This window comes from Paraburkholderia sp. SIMBA_054 (assembly GCF_046534875.1).
Lineage (GTDB): Bacteria > Pseudomonadota > Gammaproteobacteria > Burkholderiales > Burkholderiaceae > Paraburkholderia > Paraburkholderia hospita.
This window is the reverse complement of record NZ_JAWRXV010000010.1, coordinates 53463-70015: the sequence shown is the minus strand read 5'-3', so window position 1 is coordinate 70015 and position 16553 is coordinate 53463. Positions and strand designations below refer to the sequence as shown.

Below are 16553 nucleotides of genomic sequence, written 5' to 3'. Positions count from 1 at the left end.
CTGAGGTATGCGCGACCAACAAACCGATGAATCGAGAAGCCGGTGCCGGCGGCCGCAAGCTTGCTGCGTGGGAGATGGATGGAGTCATGCGGGATTATAAGGGTGGCCGGGCACGAGCCGACGCAAATCTCCCGGCGACTGCGTAGATGCGGTCCGCACTCTCAACTCGCGTCGGACCAGCGCACACTCCCGATGGCCAGCGGCATCGGATGATTCGCGTATCGTGACCCGTTCTAATGCTGTCGAAACAGGTTCTTGTTCACGGTGAGCGAAAGAGCCGCCGCAGCTTCGGTGTGTATTTCAGCTTGAACCGGCGGCGGACGTAGTTGCGCGGCGGGCGCGGCCGGTACGCCAACTGTTGCCTCTCGTATCACTGTTGTCGTCGTTGCGCTCTTTACGGGAGGCCGCACAGTAGGCGGCTCATGCGTCGCTTGTTCGACATGCGCAATGTTCTGGTCACACGACTCAAGCGCGCCGCAGGCGGTTCTCGCAGTTTTCGGGCTAGTCCGTCGCTCCTTCGATATGGTCGACGCAGCGCGGGCTTGTGTCGCGGTCGCACTTGAATTCTGAGCGATCGTTTTCGGCGCCGCGCGCACGGGAGAGGCGGGTGCGCTTGCAACATTCCGCTTACTGGTGGGATTGCTGGGCGCAGGTGCAGCGGCCGCCGCCGCTACGGGCGGCTTCGACGGCGGGTCATGAGCAACGGCAACGCCCGAGTTCGCCGCATCGCTGGCAGCCGTGTGAGGCATCGCGGTGTCGCGTACAGCAACCGGAACGGGTGGTGTGTCGATCGGGGCGCGCGCGGCCTGTGCAACATCCAAAGCAGGTTGACCCGGCGACGCCGAACTATCGTGCTTCGCCGGGTGCGGCTTGTCCACGTTGGCAAAGTGCCCCATGCGGCTTTGCACGGCTTCCCGCTGAGTCAACGTAACGTAGGTACCGAATGCGATCACGAAGCCGAACAGGACGGTCGCCACGCCAGCGCTCAGACTCCAGTCAGGCGCGCCGCCTTCCTTGACGACGGGGAGCTGTTTCGGCCGGGACTGCACGCGCATGATCACCAGCGGGCGAGTGACATCGGGCGCCCGCTTGGACCGGCGCAAAGGTTTGCTGGGCAAGTCGGGCGTATGAGGGGCTTCAGGCGCAGCGGGGCTGGACGAAGCCCGTTCATCGAGCGGTTGCGCGGGGCTCTCCTGTGCTGGCTCATCGCCTGGCGCCACGTCGCATGGCTCGTCCGGCGTCGCCTGACGCTTGCGAATGATGCCCATATTCGGTCTCCCCATACCGCCGGTCAGGCATTGTGCGTTCTTCTCATTGGCAACCAGGTGAGCGACGTCACCTCGGCGCGTTGCGCGTTGCCGCCCGTTCTATAGCCATATGTGGCGGCGCGCTGACTGGGTCATTGTTCAGCATCGAGGCGGGTTCGTATGTTAGTCGCTGCACAAACATAGGGTTCGCCGGACCTCCCGACGAAACGTCAGGCGACAGTGCCCGGTGTCTTGCTTGTCTTGAAACCTTCGCCGTCCCCTTTTCTTTCCGGTCGAACTCGTTACGTTTTCGTCGCGACAAAAAAACGCTTGCATTCGATTTATTGTTCAACAATAGTTTGTATATTGTTGAACAATTGACCCGGCCACCCGACGAGCGAGACCTTATGAAAGCCCACATTTTTCCGAAGTCGGCCCTCAAGGGCCTGTCGCACACGATGAAGATCGCTGCCGCGATCGTCCCGCTGTGCGTGGCGACGCACGCCAACGTTGCCGCCGCGGCCGGAACTGTCGCACCCGAGAGTCTGCAAATCGGCGCAGACCTCACGTACCCGCCGTACGACTATCTGGACAACGGGACGCCGGCCGGCTTCGATCCCGCGTTCATGGGCAAGCTCGCCACGCATCTGAAGCTCAAGCCGTCGTTCGTCGACACGCGCTTCGCGAATCTGATTCTTGGCGTCAACGCCAACCGCTTCGACGTGATTGCGTCCGCGCTGTACGTGACGCCCGAGCGCGCGAAGCAGATCGACTTTCTGCCTTACCTGAAGACGGGCGGCTCGCTGCTCGCGCTCAGCGGCGCGGGTTTTGCACCGAAAACACCAGAAGATCTGTGCGGCAAGCGGGTCAGTTCGATCAAGGGCGCGTCGTGGATTCCGAAGCTTGCCGATGTATCGAGCAAAGTGTGCGGGCCGGCGGGGCGCGGCGCGATCGATGTGCGCGAGTTCGAGACCTCGCCGGAAGCAGCGCAAGCCGTGCTGTCGCACGCCGTCGATGCGCAGTTCGAAGATTCCGCCGTCGCGCAGATCACGGCAAACCGGCTTGGCGGTCGCGTGGCGATTACGTCGACGGTGCCGCTCTACCCGGTGGTGATCGGCCTTGGCGTGAAGAAGGGCAATGACGCGCTGCTGTCGCAGTTGAAGACTGCATTGGCGTCGATGAAGTCGTCGGGCGAATACGCGGCGCTGCTCAAGCAATACAACGTCGCCGAACCGACGGGCGGCGACATTGCCCTCGCGCTGGGAAGCACGCAGAAGTAACGTCGCGTTTTTCCATTGTCTGGCGGGCCTGACGGCTCGCATCGCCATGCGCGCTTTGCTTCGCAGCGCGCGGGAAGGGGAGTCGCATGTTGTTCGATTGGCATTACGCGGCGTCGCTACTGGTCGACGCGGCATTCTGGAAAGCTGCGTGGCTCGTCGTCGAACTGAGCGTGGCGACATGGTTGATCGGTATCATCGCCGGATTCATGCTTGCGCTTGGCAAGCAATCCACGCTTTTGCCAGTGCGCGTCGCGTGTGGTGCTTATATCTGGCTGTTTCGCAGCTTGCCGCTGCTGGTGCTGCTGATCTTCGTCTACAACCTGCCGCAAGTGTTGCCGTGGTCGGGCGGCGTGCTGTCCGATCCGTTCTGGGCCGGACTGATCGCATTGTCGATCAGCGAAACCGCGTATATCGCCGAGATTCATCGCGGCGGTCTGCTCGCGCTCAACAAGGGGCAACTCGAAGCGGGCAGGGCGCTTGGCATCGGATTCGTCGGGCTGCAACGCCTGATCGTGCTGCCGCAGGCATTCCGGGTTGCGTTGCCGTCGCTGATCAACGAGTACATCACGATCGTCAAGCTGACGTCGCTGGTGTCGGTGATTTCTCTTGCTGAAATACTGCTGGTTGGGGAGCGTCTCTATACGCAGAACTTCAAGGTGCTGGAGACCATGCTCGCGGTGTCGTTCTACTATGTGCTGATTGTCACGGTGTTCGGACATCTGCTGAAGATGCTCGAAAAGCGCCTCGACGTGACGCGCCGCAAGCATGCCGTGATGATCGACATCACGGTGCAGTCCACCGATGCATCGAATGCCGCTGCGAAACCCGCCGACTTCCGGGCCACCGGACGCGCACTCGAAGCAACCGGCATTCGCAAGCGCTATGGCCAGCACGAAGTGCTCAAGGGCATCGATCTGACCGTGAAGGCCGGCGAAGTCGTGTCGATCATCGGACCGTCGGGCTCGGGCAAGACATCGCTGATCCGTACGCTAAACGGCCTTGAAACACTCGACGACGGCGAAGTGCGCCTGCACGGACGCGCGTTCCTGCAGTCCACGCTGCCCGGCCATGGTAAGGCGCGGCACGGCGACTACATGCGCGGTATTCTCGACATCGGCATGGTGTTTCAAAGCTTCAATCTGTTTCCGCACAAGACCGTGCTGCAAAACGTGACGCTCGCGCCGCGTTATCACCACCGCCTGAAGGGCAGCGCGCTCGAAGAATCCGGCATGCGGATTCTGGCGAAGGTCGGCATGGCGGCGCATGCGCACAAGTATCCGCATCAGTTGTCGGGCGGACAGCAGCAACGCGTGGCGATTGCACGCGCACTGGCAATGCAGCCATCAATCGTACTGTTCGACGAACCGACCTCCGCACTCGACCCGGAACTCGTGCAGGAAGTACTGAAAGTCATCGAGCAGCTTGCGCGCGACGGGATGACGATGATCATCGTCACGCACGAAATCAAATTCGCGTTCCGCATCTCGGACCGGGTGATATTCATGGAAGGCGGTACGATACTCAGCGATGGTCCTCCACTGGAACTCGCGAAACAGAAAACCTCGCGCATCGCCAGTTTTCTCAAAGACGTTCATATCGCCTGAGCTTACGAATGACAACAGTACGTACGTCCGTTAAATCTGCGCCCGCGCCGTCGGCTGGGGAGGCCGATCAGTCAGTGACGGACCGCATCCTGACAACGATCCGCGACGACATCATCGAGGGCAAGCTGTTGCCCGGCACGGCGCTCGTCGAGAACGATCTGACGCAATTGCACGACGTGTCGCGCAATACGCTGCGCGAAGCACTACGGCTGCTGTGCCGCGAAGGGCTTGCGGTGCATTACCGGCATCGTGGCGTGATCGTGCGCACGCTCACGCGCCACGACGTGCGCGATATCTACCGCGTGCGGCGCACGCTCGAGTTGCAGGCGCTGGTGCGCGACGAGCCCATCGAAGAAGACGATCTCGCGTTGATGCGCGAGGCGATCCGTTGCGCACAGGACGCCGTTGAACGTGAAGACTGGCGCGCTGTGGGCACGTATAGCCTGCTGTTTCACCGGCATATCGTGCGCTTGCTGCACAGCGCGTTGTTCGATGCGTTCTTCACGACGATTCTCGCCCAACTGCGGCTCGTGTTTGGATCCGCACCGGACGAAAAGCGCTTTCAGAAGCCGTGGGTCGCGAAAGACCAACGCATTTTCGCGCTGATCGAGCGCGGCCACCTCGACAAGGCGCAAGCAGCGCTCGCCGACTATCTGACGGAGTCCGAGCACGCGATGCTCGACTATTTGTGACCCATCTCGCGGCCGCGCGTATCGAACGGCGCCACGAGAGCGTGGACACGCCGGCCGCCTCATCAAGGAGCGATCTCATGTTGAACTACCCTGCCGCCTATCAAACGACCAAGGGCTCCGCGCTCGACGTCGACAAGGCATTCTATCGACGCATTGCCGCAGAGCAAGATGCCCGCGAGCTGATCGAATCGATCGTGATTCCGATTCGATCGGGGCAGGCGTGGACGGTGCCCGCCGGGCATGTCTTCCGTATCGTGACGATCGAAGGGCCACAGGTGGCGGACCTCAACATGTGGAACCTGCACAATCCGCGCGAACGGATGTGGGCGTCGCGCACGCGTCAGTTGCAGGCCGCGCACGTCAGCACGTTCGACCGTCTGTGGTCGACGCTGCCGTTTCTGCGCCCGATGGTGACGATTACCGACGACAGTCTCGCTGATTACGGCATCGACGAGCATGGCGGTCGCGTGCACGATCTGCTCGGCACGCGCTGTGACCCATACGTGAACCGCATGCTAACGGGTGAAGATTTCCACTTTCATTGCCATTCGAATCTCACGCGCGCGGTTGCGCCGTATGGTCTGACCGAGTACGACGTGCACGACGTGCTCAACGTTTTTCAATGCACAGGTCTGAATCTCGACGACAAGTATTTCATGAAGGCATGTCCGGCAAAGAAGGGCGATTATCTGGAGTTCTTCGCGGAGATCGATCTGCTTTGCGCACTGTCGACGTGTCCCGGCGGCGATCTTTCTCTGCCGATGTGGGGACCGGACGCGCGCGATCCGCTAGAGGTGTGCCGGCCGCTCGGCGTGGAAATCTATCGGCTTGCGCCAGATCTGCTCGAAGGGTGGTCGACGCCGTCTGTGGCAGCGTACAAAGGGCAGCACGGACTGACGCTGGGCGGACAGGGTTAATCGGCCGCGCGTTGATTACATGCGATGTAATTGGCGCGCAGAACCGGGACGCCTACTCTTCGGCTGTCGCGTCACCAATCCGGTGGCGCTCACGGCCAAGGAGATACCATGTCCCGCTATCCCTTTCACACGCTCGAATCCGCTCCGTTGCAATCGAAGCCCGTGCTTCAACAACTGCAACAGGCGTTCGGCGCGATCCCGAACGTCGCCGCAAAGATGGCTGCGTCGCCGGTGCTGATCAACGGTTTCATCGGGCTGTTCGAGCGAGTGCATGCGAGCAGTCTGACCGAGCCGCAGATTCAAACGTTGCTGCTGACCAATGCAGTGACAAACGCCAGCGAATGGCCAGTCGCGTTTCATACGGCGCTCGCATTGAAGCAAGGCGTATCGTCCGCCGATGTCGATGCGATCCGGCGCGGTGCTCTGCCTGCGAACGCCCAACTGGCTGCGCTTTCGACACTGGCGCGCACGCTGATCGAACAGCGCGGCCGTCTTTCCGACGCGGACCAGCAGCGCTTTATTGATGCCGGATTCAGCGCCGAACAGCTACTTGAGGTCATTGCGGTGGTTGCCGCGTCGACCATCACGAACTACACGAGTAGCGTGACGCGGCCGAAACTCGAAACGCCGTTCGAAGAATTTGTCTGGCGTGCGGGCATCGTGTGAGTCCGTTATAGTGACCCGCTTCGATCGGAGGACGTCCGATGAATGTCAGCAGCCGCGATTCAAGAGCGCCGTCGGGCGAACTCGGCAACTTGCTCCGTTACTGGCGTGACGTGCGCGGGGTGAGTCAGCTCGAGCTGTCGCTCGAAGCGGGTATTTCGCAGCGTCAGATCAGCTTTATTGAGAGCGGGCGCAGTGTGCCGGGCCGGGACACGCTGCTGACCCTCGCGCAAGCGCTCGACGTACCGTTACGCGAGCGCAATGCACTGCTGCTCGCCGCTGGTTACGCACCGGTGTATTCGGAGGCGCCGTGGAATGCGCAGGAAATGCATGGCGTCGTTCGTGCACTGGATCGGGTTGTTCGCCAGCATGAACCATTTCCCGCCATCGTGATGGACCGGCACTGGAACGTCCTGATGACCAACGACGCCGCGCCGCGCTTATTCAACTGCTTTATCGACATGGCCGCGCGCAAAGGCTCGCGCAACATGCTGCATCTGATGTTCGATCCGCAGGGGATGCGGCCGTTCGTAGACGAATGGGACAGCGTTGCGCGAAGCTTGCTGCAGCGGGTGCACCGGGAATCGGTGGGCCGTGTGATAGACGACGGCACCACGCGTCTGCTCGATGAACTGCTTGCCTATCCAGATGTACCGCGCGACTGGAAGACGGGACATGCGTCCTGGGCTGCGCCGGCCATGCCTGTCATTCCAATCGGTTTCGTCAGCGGTGGAGATGTACTTCGTTACTTTTCGATGGTCACGAGCGTTGGTGCGCCGCAAAGCATTGCGGCGCAGGAGCTACGTCTGGAATGCATGTTTCCCGTCGATGACGCGACGGAAGCACGTCATCATCAACTGCTCGAAGCGAATGCAACGCTTCGATGACCACTGTGCCGAACATCAGGGCATGGGCAGAGGCTCATCAATCAACATCTGATTGAAGTAGTCGACGATGCCACGCTCGTTCGGTCCTGCGCTATTTCGTAACTGTTGTGCCGACTCGACGACGACTTCTGTGGTCGCGTGTTCCAGCAGAGCGAATGCTTCTGCAATGAAAGGCTCCAGTTGCATTGCGCGTGGATCACCGCTCTTGTAGACGAGATCGGTGTCCACCCACGGCGGCACGATCTCCAGAACACGGACGGAGGTATCGCGCAACGCGAAGCGCTGGGACAGCGAGTACGAGTGAATGGCAGCTTTCGTTGCCGAGTACAGCGCTGACATCGCCATCGGAACGTAAGCGACAACCGAACTGTTGTTGATGACGAACGCTTCAGGCTGCTTCTTCAGATGTTCGATGAACGCGCCGCTGATACGCACAGGGCCCAACAGATTGGTGTTGACGAGATGCACGGCTTGCGAATCGTCGAGCGGAGCCGTCACATCGTCGAACGGCATGATACCGGCGTTGTTGATGACCACATTCAGCGACGGATACGTTTGAATCAGATGCTCGGCCACGCTTGCGATTTGCGCGGGGTTGGTCACGTCGATTTCGACGGAGTCCATGCCGGGATTGACCTTCGTCACTTCATCCAGCAGTGCTTTCCGGCGGCCACCGATAATGACCTTGTTGCCCTTCTTGTGAAATGCTTCGGCGAGTCCGCGGCCAATTCCCGAGGTCGCTCCCGTAATGAAGATGGTGTTGCCGCTGAGTTTCATTGCATGTATTCCTTTGTTGGGCAGCGTGAGGAAATGCGTTTGGTCAGAACGCGGCTCGACAACGCGAGCTGCGTTCATCACGGATTACTGCTCGAAAACGTGGCGATGCGCTTTGACGAAGTCACCGACGGTTTGAGGTGCCTGCCCCGTGATCTCGCCGATCACGCCGTCCTCGCCCGAGAAAATGCCGTTCTGGTAATCGATGGCGATCGCAAGAAAGTGCTGGATCAGGAATTCCGGCAGGTTGTATTTCTCGAGATGCTCCCGGTACTGTTCGATCGTCGACGGGCTGTAGGTGATCTTGCGACCCAGAACCTTGCCGATTTCATCGGCGATTTCCTGCTGGTTCATCTCAACCGGTCCAAGCAGCGGATAGGTCTTGCCGATGTGCGCTGACGGGTTCGTGAGCACGGCCGCGATCAGTCGAGCCTGATCTTCGCCGGAAATCGGCGCGTGACGTCCGTTGCCATACGGCAGCGTGATCTTGCCTTCCTGCACGATCTGATCGCGCACCCACGGGAAGACGAACCATTCGGAGAAGAACGTCGGGCGAATATGCACGGTGGGCACGCCTGACCAGTCGATCACGCGTTCCGCGATCCAGTGATCGCGCGCGGCGTGACTCTTCGAATCTTCCCGCGCAGAAATCTGCGACATCTCCACGACAACTTCGACACCCGCGCGGCGCGCTGCGTCCGCGAAATACGCAGTGGCCTGAATAAAGCCAGGACGCACGGGATAGCACAGGTATGCACCCGTCACGCCTTCCATGGCACGGATCACGTCGTCATGTTCGAGAAGATCGCCAACGACGATTTCAGCGCCCAGACTGCGCAGCGCTTCGCTGCGCTCGTCTTCGCTGTGTACGAAGGCGCGAACGGCATGTCCGTCGTTCAGAAGATGACGAATGGTGTGGACACCCGTTTTGCCGGTTGCGCCAGTAATGAGGTATTTGCGTTGCTTCATGATGAACTCTCCAATCTAACGGTTTGAACACTCATCAAGAGTGCAGGGGATGCTTCGAAATCTTTGAAGTGCATATGCACATTTTTACGCGTGCGCTTACGACTCCATTCCAACGAGCCGGTATCGCTTACATTGCTTCGAGGTGTTGTCTGACGTCCTGCAGGATCGCTGCTGCAGCGTCGGGGTCGTCTGTGATTCGGGCCATGGTGATGGCGCCGATCATCGCCGACAGTGCGAAGACGGCCTCTGATCTTGCCGCCTCGCGCCGCCGCCGTCCGCTTCGCTTTGCCAATACGTCGACGAGTTCAGCAAATCCGCGCGACGCGACCGCGCGAGTCTGTTCGTCCGCACGCGCCAGTTCGCTGCCCATCGCGGCGAGAGGACAACCGTCCGCCGGCGCGTCCCGATGCGACGACGACACATACGCGTCAACGATGGCCTTGAACCCTTTTTTGCCTTCGCATCCGTTCGCCGCTGCTTCGAGTCGTCCGATGATCGCCGTCAGTCCCGATTCGCATGCTTCCGCGACCAGTTGATCTTTGGAATCGAAATGCCGGTAAAAGCCACCATGCGAAAGTCCCGCCTCGGACATCAGATCGGCAAGTCCGGTCGCCTGAATGCCGTTGGTCCTGAATTCCCGGCTGGCGACTTCGACGATCCGTCGACGTGTGTCAGCCGTTTCCTCTCTGGATTTCCGCATGGTTTGCTGCGCTCCGTGATTCGATGTTTTGGATGATATTCATCATCTAAATGAGAGTCAACGGATCTTTGCTGCAACACTGCGTTTCAGCTTTCGAACGGCGCGTGATCGATCAGGTCGCACACGTTCGCGCAGTCGAAACCATGTACGTGCCGATGTCCGATATCGACCAGACCGGTGCCCAGCGCCGTGTGGGGCTTCTTCCTGACAACTTCCGCCAGCGCTTCGGCAAAGGCCGCCTTGAAGCCCACGCGTGGATAGAGCGCCAGCACATCGTCGACGAGCGACGGCGTGATTTCGTCCAGCCGCAGTCCAAAGACGTCCACATGAGCGCCCATGTAGACCAGGGCGATTTCCGGCTGCTTGCGCTCGGCGATGCCGGCGCTCGAATGCAGCGCGATCGCGTTCCACACGAGTTCCGCCTTTTGTTCTGCGTAGCCGTTGGCCGTCAGGAACAGGTTCGCGGCATCCGCGCCGTCGACCTCGAAGCGCTGATCGGCGGCGAATGCGTCTGTGAGGCCCAGATCGTGAAGCAGGGAAGCAAGGTAGACGACTTCACGGTCGTATTTCAAACCGCGCTTTCTGCCGAGGAATTCGGCGAACCACCACGTTCGGTGCACGTGATTCATGAGTGCGTCTGAATGAACGCGTTCGACGAGCGAGCTTGCCTGACGGGTGAAGTCGGAATCGGGAGCGCTGATTCCTCCGATGGTAACGATTGTGCTCATGTGGCCTCCGCGAGTATCGAGATTGACCATCGAGTGTATAAACACGTCACGTGTCACATATGACTGTTTCTGGACGATTTGTGACAAAATGAAAATGACGTGTTTTCACAGGAGCTGTCGATGAGGAAAGCATCCGGTCCGATATCGGGTACGACGCGAAAGCGCGTTGTGATTCTCGGTTTGCCGCCCGTAGACGCGCTCGACGTAATCGGTCCTGCAGAAGTGTTCGCATCCGCAAATCAGCTGCACGCTGGCGCACCGGCTCCCTATTCACTCGAACTGGTGTGCGCGGGTTCCGACGTCCATCTGGAAAGCGAAACAGGTATCGGACTCAAGGGCCACCGAACGCTCGAAACAGAGCGTCGTGCAAACAGGCCAATCGACACATTGATCGTGACGACCGGCTTCAATTCGATCGATCGCTTCGACAAGGCAGCCATAGACTGGATCCGGAAGCGTTCGAACACAGCGCGTCGCGTGTGCTCGATTTGCGTCGGCGCGTTTGCGCTGGCGGAAGCGGGGCTGCTGGACGGCCGCAGGGCAACGACGCATTGGCGGATGACGCAGCACCTTGCCGAGCGATATCCCGGCGTGCAGGTCGACCCTGTTCCGATCTGGGTGAAAGATGGCAACTTGTATACGTCGGCTGGGGTATCGGCGGGAATCGATCTTGCACTTGCTCTTGTCGGTGAAGACCTGGGTAATGACGTTGCTTTGGAGATCGCGAAGAATCTGGTCCTGTTTCTGCGACGTCCCGGCGGACAGGCGCAGTTTAGCGTCGCGCTTCAATCACAGCGCGTGTCGGGCTCAAGCATCGACGATCTGTGCCTCTGGATCAGCGAGCATCTGCATACGGACCTGACGACCGACATGCTGGCGGACAGGGCGTCGACGAGCGTGAGAACCCTGATTCGCATGTTTCAGCGTGAATTGAAGACGACGCCCGCGAAATATGTCGAAGATGTACGGCTCGAAGCCGTTCGGCGGGCGCTCGAACTCGGCGAGCGGTCGATGGAAGAGATAGCGCGCCGGTGCGGCTATGGCAGCGGCGACGTGCTAAGAAAAGCTTTCACGCGGCGAATGGGTGTGAGTCCAAGAGAATACGCACGACGCTTCGCGCCGGATAGCGAACTGCCCTGAAGATGTGTCGCCGTCATATCACCGACGGCGACACCTGCAGCGTTACTTTTACTGAATCAGCAAACGAAGGGGCGCAAGCGGCCCAACTGGCAGCAGATCGAAGCTCATGAGACCTTCGGCGGTGAGCGGCAACGCGTCCACTGCCGCCTTTGCGTGCTCGACCGATTCCACGTTCATGAGAAAGATGACACCGGGCGTCGCCGGATCGTCACGGAACCAGAACTGCTCGATGGTGCCATCGAGGTAGAGCTTGAGCGTGTCGGGGACTTCCTTTGGCATGATGCGCTGCCGCTGTTCCGGCGTGAACGCCTGACGAATCGAACCAATGGCGAAAACTTTCATGAAGACTTCTCCGGTGACTGTTCATGTTGAGGTACAACGGAGATGAGTCTAGTGATGGAGTTGTCCTGGTGGTACTGTCGCAAACGACAACTTTAGAGTCGTTTACGCCACGTGTGGCAGGTTACGGATTTCCGCTGCCGGACGCTCACGCAACCTCCGTTCTGACCGTCCCCGGATTTAGCACTATCACCACGCCTCCCCACATGCACATGCATTGCGACACACGCCGCGCGAACCAGATCTCGATCTCGCGTTGATGGCGCGCCGCTACACGCTCACGGGCGGCAATATCCGCAACATCGCGCTGGCCGCCGGCGAGGGCGACGCATGAGTCATCGGATATCCGTGACGCAGCGCGAATATCAAAAGATGGGCAAGCTCGTCGGCGACGGCGAGTTCACTCATGCCTGCACGTCAGCATGATCATGAAGCTCGCCGCCGTGTTCAAGGAATCACGCGACGGCCGTGCCGCCCGCTCAGGCAGCAGGTGCTGCGTGGAGCGCGTTGCTCGCGAGCTGGAATGCTGCCTGACGGTCCGTCTCGCCCGCGTGCGCCGGATTGATCTGCGCCGTGATCGCGTTGAACTTGTTCGCGTCGGCGAGTTCGTTGCAGCCGTGCGATTGCCAGTACCACGCGGACACCAGCGCGGCGGTGGCGGGGTCGTTGCGCACGAGGTCCGGATTGCTGACGATATCGACGCCGATCGCCTGACCCGCGCGGGCGAAGTTGTCCTTGAACGTCAACTGGATCAGGCCCGAGCCGCGATACTTCCAGCCGTCGCCCGTCGAGGCTGAGCCGTTGCCGAAGCGGCCGCCGTAGACGAGGTTGGCGATCTGCTGCTGGCGCTGGGGCGGCACGCGCGTCTCGCCAGGCTGACGCCCGAGGCTCGCGCATTGCGAGGACGTCAGCGAGCGGAATGTCGACTGCAGGCCTGCTACCGAGTAATTGAAGTTTTCCGACACGGGTGGAGGCGGAAAGCGGCCGCTTTCAAACGCGACTTGTGCCAGAAAGGCGGCCTGGCGCACGGGTGTGTTGATCTGGAAGCGGTCCATCGCGGCTTGCACTGCGTTGAGCCACAGGGCGGCACTCGCCTGGGTGCTGCCCGTCGCAGCCATGAACGTGATTGGGTCCATGTGGTACTCCATATCGTGAGACATCGAATCAGGGTTACGCCGCACGCATGGCGCGAATGCGAACGGATGCGACAGGGCCGATGGAGTGATGAGGCTGTTTTAATTAAGAGGCCGATGAAGAGCAGGATCGGGCGGGACGTCGGTGCGATACATGGATTGCATCTCTGACCATTCCGCGCGCGAGGCGGGTCTTGTCTAGGGTTTTAGCAGGTATTTTCCAGCGCGCCAGCGGGGCAGGGCATCGAATGTGGTCTTCGACACATTCACTCGCATCTGACCGTAAGCGAGGCATCGCTCATTGCCTGCGCATGTGCCAGGATGAAATGTTGCATCGCTGAGTAACGAGCAAACCGTTGCACAGAGGAGTTCGAAATGAGCGAACGCGAAACGCCGATGATGATCGCGGACCTGCCTCGCGATACCCGCAAGAATGTCGATGCGCTGCCTGGTAAGGTGGCCTACCTCTTCCCCGACGGAACGCGCATCTGGCGGCGAGACGGGAGAATCCACCACACGTCACCGCTGCGCAAGGGAGCGAGCCGAGCGAAGACCGAGGCGGAAATGTGGCTGGCATGCGAGATGAAAAGGCTCGGACTGAAGGGCATGGAGCGCGCGCATTCGCTGGGACGGCCAAATCCGCCCATTGACCACGGCTGGAAATCCAGGACCAACGACCCCGAACTCGCCGCCTGCTTCGGCCGGTTCGATGTCGGGCAGCGAGTGCGCGATCGGGCCTTCTTGGCCCGCAAATAGGCAAAGAAGTCCTGGGCGGCGTTGTGACCGGCGCCGTGCTTCGCGTGATCGCCGACACGACGGACGTTCGTGGTCGAATGGCGCGAGTTGCCTCGGTGGCTATCCTGTCGCCAGATTTCGGTACGTGCCACCCGACCATTTTCTCGACGGGTTGTGTTTCAAGGGAAGGAGAGCCACACCATGTCCACCACCTCCACCATCTTGCCGGTATCGGGCACCTCCCGCAAACCCACCCCCCTCACCGAAAGCCACCTCACCGGCCCGCGCCGCGCGATCATGCTGACCGTGGGCCTCATCGCGATCAACCTCGCGGGCGCGGCATTCATCCATTACGTCGTGAAGGCCGAGGACGCGTCGCTGGAACTCGCCGTCACGCTCGCGGCGTTCACGACGATCATGGTCGGCACGCCGCTCATCGTCTTTCTGAGCCTTATCTGGTTCACGCGCTATCGCGAGTTTCAAAACAGCCTGAAAGGCAGCGCACTATCGGCGTATCTGCAACGCTTCTGGTCGCAGCGGCTCATCTACGCGCTGGAGGACGCCGGCGCGCTACCGTGCTCGCCGCCTGCGCCGCGTCCTGCGGCGGGACATTGGCAGCGCGCGGCTGACGAGAGGCTCGACATCTGCGAGCGCCTGTTCGCGCGTGTCTATCATGAGCAATACGGCCTCGTGCCGTTCGTGCCCGCCGTGTTCATCCTGCTCGCCGTCGTCTACGCGGCGGCGGGGCTCGTCGGCACGAGCTTTTTCGATGTGAGGCCATGCGCGACGAGCGAATCTTCCGGCTGCATCTATGGCATCAGCCAACGCGTGCTGATGGCGTCGTTTGCGGGCTCGTTCATGTTCGTCGTGAGCGATTCCGTGCTTTCCATCCGCCGCAAGTCACTCAACGTTGCCGACGTCTACTGGTACGCGCTGCGCCTCTTTCTCGCTATTCCGCTCGCGCTCGTCATCAACAATGCGACGCAGTCGGACGGCGCACGCGCGGCAATGGCCTTCGCGCTCGGCACCTTTCCCGTCGATGCGCTGCTCAAACTGATCCGCCGCTTCGGCTTTCCGCAGCTCACCGAAGCGGACAAGACGGAGAACGCGCCCGACAGGCTGATCACGCTCGAAGGCGTGACGTTGCCGATCGTCGCGACCTTCGAGGCCGAAGGCATCAACTCCGTCGAGCAGGTGGCGGCCGTCGACCCCGTGCTGCTGTCGATCCGCACGGGCATGCCGTTTCGCTACATGCTGCGCCTCGGCTCGCAGGCGATCGTGCGGCGCCATTTCGGCGATGCGGCGGCGAAGCTGGTTCCCGTCGGGCTTGCGGACGTCGTGCCTGTCTATCTGCTGGTGAAGGCGCTGGATTCGACGGCATCGAAAGATCTGCCGTGCATCGCGCATCCCGACATCGTGCTGAAGGATGCCGCGCAACGGCTCTTTCCGGATATCGCCGACGACCAGCGCATGGCCGTGATCGACATGAAGTTCCGCCAGATTGCCGCGGAGGAATATACGCTGATGCTCGCCCGCATTACGCCACTCGACCCGTCGCTCTGATTGCGTGCTCCTGCGTGAAATGCGCGGCGGCGTGCGTGCGCCCGCCTGTTCTAGAACAGATGGTCGATACCGACGGTGACGGCCGTCTGGCTCGACGCGCCGGCCGGATTCAGCGTACTCACAACAGCGTGCCGGTAAGACGTATAGTCCCCCTCCGCGTAGAGCGTGGTGCGCTTGGACAGCAGATAACCGAGCGAAAGCGCGGACATCCCGCGACGCCCCGATTTGTCCGTCGAGACATTGGTCTGGTAGTACGCGCCGCGAAACACGAGGTACGGCGTCACGGTCCACGCAATGCCGCCAAAGCCGTTGTTGGTGACCATATGCGGCGCGCCCTGGTTCTGCTGGTCCTCGGACATGAAGCCGCCTGAAAACCGTACCGGGCCGAGTTGATAGCTGGCGCCGACCATGTAGTAGCTGTCGCTGACGTAGGTCTTGCCGGCCAGCACATTGCGATGGCCGTACAGGCCGCCAATCCCTATCGGTCCCGTCGTATAGTTGAGGCCGACCGCGCGCGCCGCGCCGCTGCTGAAGTCGCCCGCGACGCCGCCAAATGAATTGTCCGCTTCGACGAGCAGCGGGCCGAACGTGTTCTTGTACTTCACGTCGTTGTTGTTGCGGGTGCCATCGGATGCGACGGTCAATGGAATGATTGGCGTGAAATGAAAGCCGTACGGATCGTAAAAGCTGATGATGTCATGGGCGATCGTGTATTGGCGGCCGAGATCGAGCGAGCCATATTGCTTGTGTCCGATGCCGACGAATGACTGCCGGTTGAATATCAAGCCCGTCGTGTTGTCGAACTGGCCGTTACCCAGATTGAAGCCGCTTTCGAGCAGGAAGTGCGCGTTCCATCCGCCGCCGAGATCTTCTCTCGCGCGGAAATCGAGCTTGTTGGAGCTGTAGTAGCCGTTCGAATTCATCGTCGTTACCGATCCGCCGCCGGCGGCCGCGTTGGTCTGATGCCGCACGCCGCCATCGACGGTGCCGAAGAGTTGCACGCTCGATTGCGCATGCGCCGACGTGGCCGCGAGAAGCCCAATTGCCGTCGATACGCCCAGTCCAAGTCCAATGCGGTTCGTCCACTTTCCTTTCACACCTGTCTCCTGTTTTTTGATGTCTTGTCGACGCTGACGGGCGGTCGAACTTCTCCGCGTCCGTCATGCGATGTCCCGCGACTTC

17 protein-coding genes are annotated in these 16553 nt (G+C 60.7%); 9 read left to right on the top strand and 8 right to left on the bottom strand.

The features are described from left to right. Positions 1-233: 233 nt before the first annotated feature. Positions 234-1268 (bottom strand): hypothetical protein, encoded by a 1035-nt coding sequence (locus SB822_RS14465; protein WP_410854996.1) that lies wholly within the window; start codon positions 1266-1268, stop codon positions 234-236. Between the two features lie 386 nt (positions 1269-1654). Between SB822_RS14465 and SB822_RS14460 the strand changes: the two genes are divergently transcribed. From SB822_RS14460 to SB822_RS14435, 6 genes are all read left to right on the top strand, one after another. Then, entirely contained in the window at positions 1655-2527 is an 873-nt protein-coding gene (locus SB822_RS14460) for an ABC transporter substrate-binding protein (protein WP_410854995.1), read from the top strand. A gap of 86 nt (positions 2528-2613) precedes the next feature. Beyond that, positions 2614-4131, top strand: coding sequence for an amino acid ABC transporter permease/ATP-binding protein (locus SB822_RS14455; RefSeq protein ID WP_410854994.1), 1518 nt, complete (start codon positions 2614-2616; stop codon positions 4129-4131). A gap of 8 nt (positions 4132-4139) precedes the next feature. Continuing rightward, positions 4140-4823: a GntR family transcriptional regulator gene (locus SB822_RS14450; protein WP_100216102.1), complete on the top strand. Its 684-nt coding sequence runs from the start codon at positions 4140-4142 to the stop codon at positions 4821-4823. Positions 4824-4900: 77 nt separating this feature from the next. Further along, positions 4901-5740 (top strand): urea carboxylase-associated family protein, encoded by an 840-nt coding sequence (locus SB822_RS14445; protein ID WP_007736905.1) that lies wholly within the window; start codon positions 4901-4903, stop codon positions 5738-5740. Between the two features lie 108 nt (positions 5741-5848). Then, positions 5849-6406: a carboxymuconolactone decarboxylase family protein gene (locus SB822_RS14440; RefSeq protein WP_410854993.1), complete on the top strand. Its 558-nt coding sequence runs from the start codon at positions 5849-5851 to the stop codon at positions 6404-6406. A gap of 38 nt (positions 6407-6444) precedes the next feature. Further along, complete coding sequence (locus SB822_RS14435) at positions 6445-7290, top strand: helix-turn-helix domain-containing protein (RefSeq protein ID WP_410854992.1); 846 nt, start codon at positions 6445-6447, stop codon at positions 7288-7290. A 15-nt stretch (positions 7291-7305) separates the two neighbouring features. Here SB822_RS14435 and SB822_RS14430 read toward each other — a convergent pair whose 3' ends face one another. From SB822_RS14430 to SB822_RS14415, 4 genes are all read right to left on the bottom strand, one after another. Next, positions 7306-8067 (bottom strand): SDR family oxidoreductase, encoded by a 762-nt coding sequence (locus SB822_RS14430; protein WP_410854991.1) that lies wholly within the window; start codon positions 8065-8067, stop codon positions 7306-7308. 84 nt (positions 8068-8151) lie between these two features. Continuing rightward, positions 8152-9033 carry an NmrA family NAD(P)-binding protein gene (locus SB822_RS14425; RefSeq protein WP_410854990.1) on the bottom strand — a complete coding sequence of 294 codons (882 nt, stop codon included), beginning with the start codon at positions 9031-9033 and terminating at the stop codon, positions 8152-8154. Positions 9034-9160: 127 nt separating this feature from the next. Continuing rightward, a complete protein-coding gene (locus SB822_RS14420) occupies positions 9161-9733 on the bottom strand; it encodes a TetR/AcrR family transcriptional regulator (protein WP_007736894.1) in 573 nt (190 codons plus the stop codon). Positions 9734-9819: 86 nt separating this feature from the next. Further along, complete coding sequence (locus SB822_RS14415) at positions 9820-10461, bottom strand: HD domain-containing protein (RefSeq protein ID WP_410854989.1); 642 nt, start codon at positions 10459-10461, stop codon at positions 9820-9822. Positions 10462-10581: 120 nt separating this feature from the next. On the opposite strand from SB822_RS14415, the gene SB822_RS14410 reads away from it, so the two are divergent. Then, the gene (locus SB822_RS14410; RefSeq protein ID WP_410854988.1) at positions 10582-11601 is read left to right on the top strand and encodes a GlxA family transcriptional regulator; all 1020 of its coding nucleotides are present in this window, start codon (positions 10582-10584) and stop codon (positions 11599-11601) included. A gap of 48 nt (positions 11602-11649) precedes the next feature. On the opposite strand, the gene SB822_RS14405 is transcribed toward SB822_RS14410, so the two are convergent. Next, positions 11650-11943 carry a hypothetical protein gene (locus SB822_RS14405; RefSeq protein ID WP_007736881.1) on the bottom strand — a complete coding sequence of 98 codons (294 nt, stop codon included), beginning with the start codon at positions 11941-11943 and terminating at the stop codon, positions 11650-11652. Positions 11944-12419: 476 nt separating this feature from the next. Further along, positions 12420-13076: a glycoside hydrolase family 19 protein gene (locus tag SB822_RS14400; RefSeq protein ID WP_410854987.1), complete on the bottom strand. Its 657-nt coding sequence runs from the start codon at positions 13074-13076 to the stop codon at positions 12420-12422. A gap of 372 nt (positions 13077-13448) precedes the next feature. Between SB822_RS14400 and SB822_RS14395 the strand changes: the two genes are divergently transcribed. Together SB822_RS14395 and SB822_RS14390 are read left to right on the top strand one after the other, a co-directional pair. Then, positions 13449-13829 carry a hypothetical protein gene (locus SB822_RS14395; protein ID WP_009770173.1) on the top strand — a complete coding sequence of 127 codons (381 nt, stop codon included), beginning with the start codon at positions 13449-13451 and terminating at the stop codon, positions 13827-13829. Between the two features lie 180 nt (positions 13830-14009). Then, positions 14010-15371, top strand: coding sequence for a hypothetical protein (locus SB822_RS14390; RefSeq protein ID WP_039902123.1), 1362 nt, complete (start codon positions 14010-14012; stop codon positions 15369-15371). A 50-nt stretch (positions 15372-15421) separates the two neighbouring features. Here the strand turns inward: SB822_RS14390 and SB822_RS14385 are convergent, their stop codons facing one another. Then, the gene (locus SB822_RS14385; RefSeq protein ID WP_410854986.1) at positions 15422-16468 is read right to left on the bottom strand and encodes a porin; all 1047 of its coding nucleotides are present in this window, start codon (positions 16466-16468) and stop codon (positions 15422-15424) included. Positions 16469-16553: the final 85 nt, after the last annotated feature.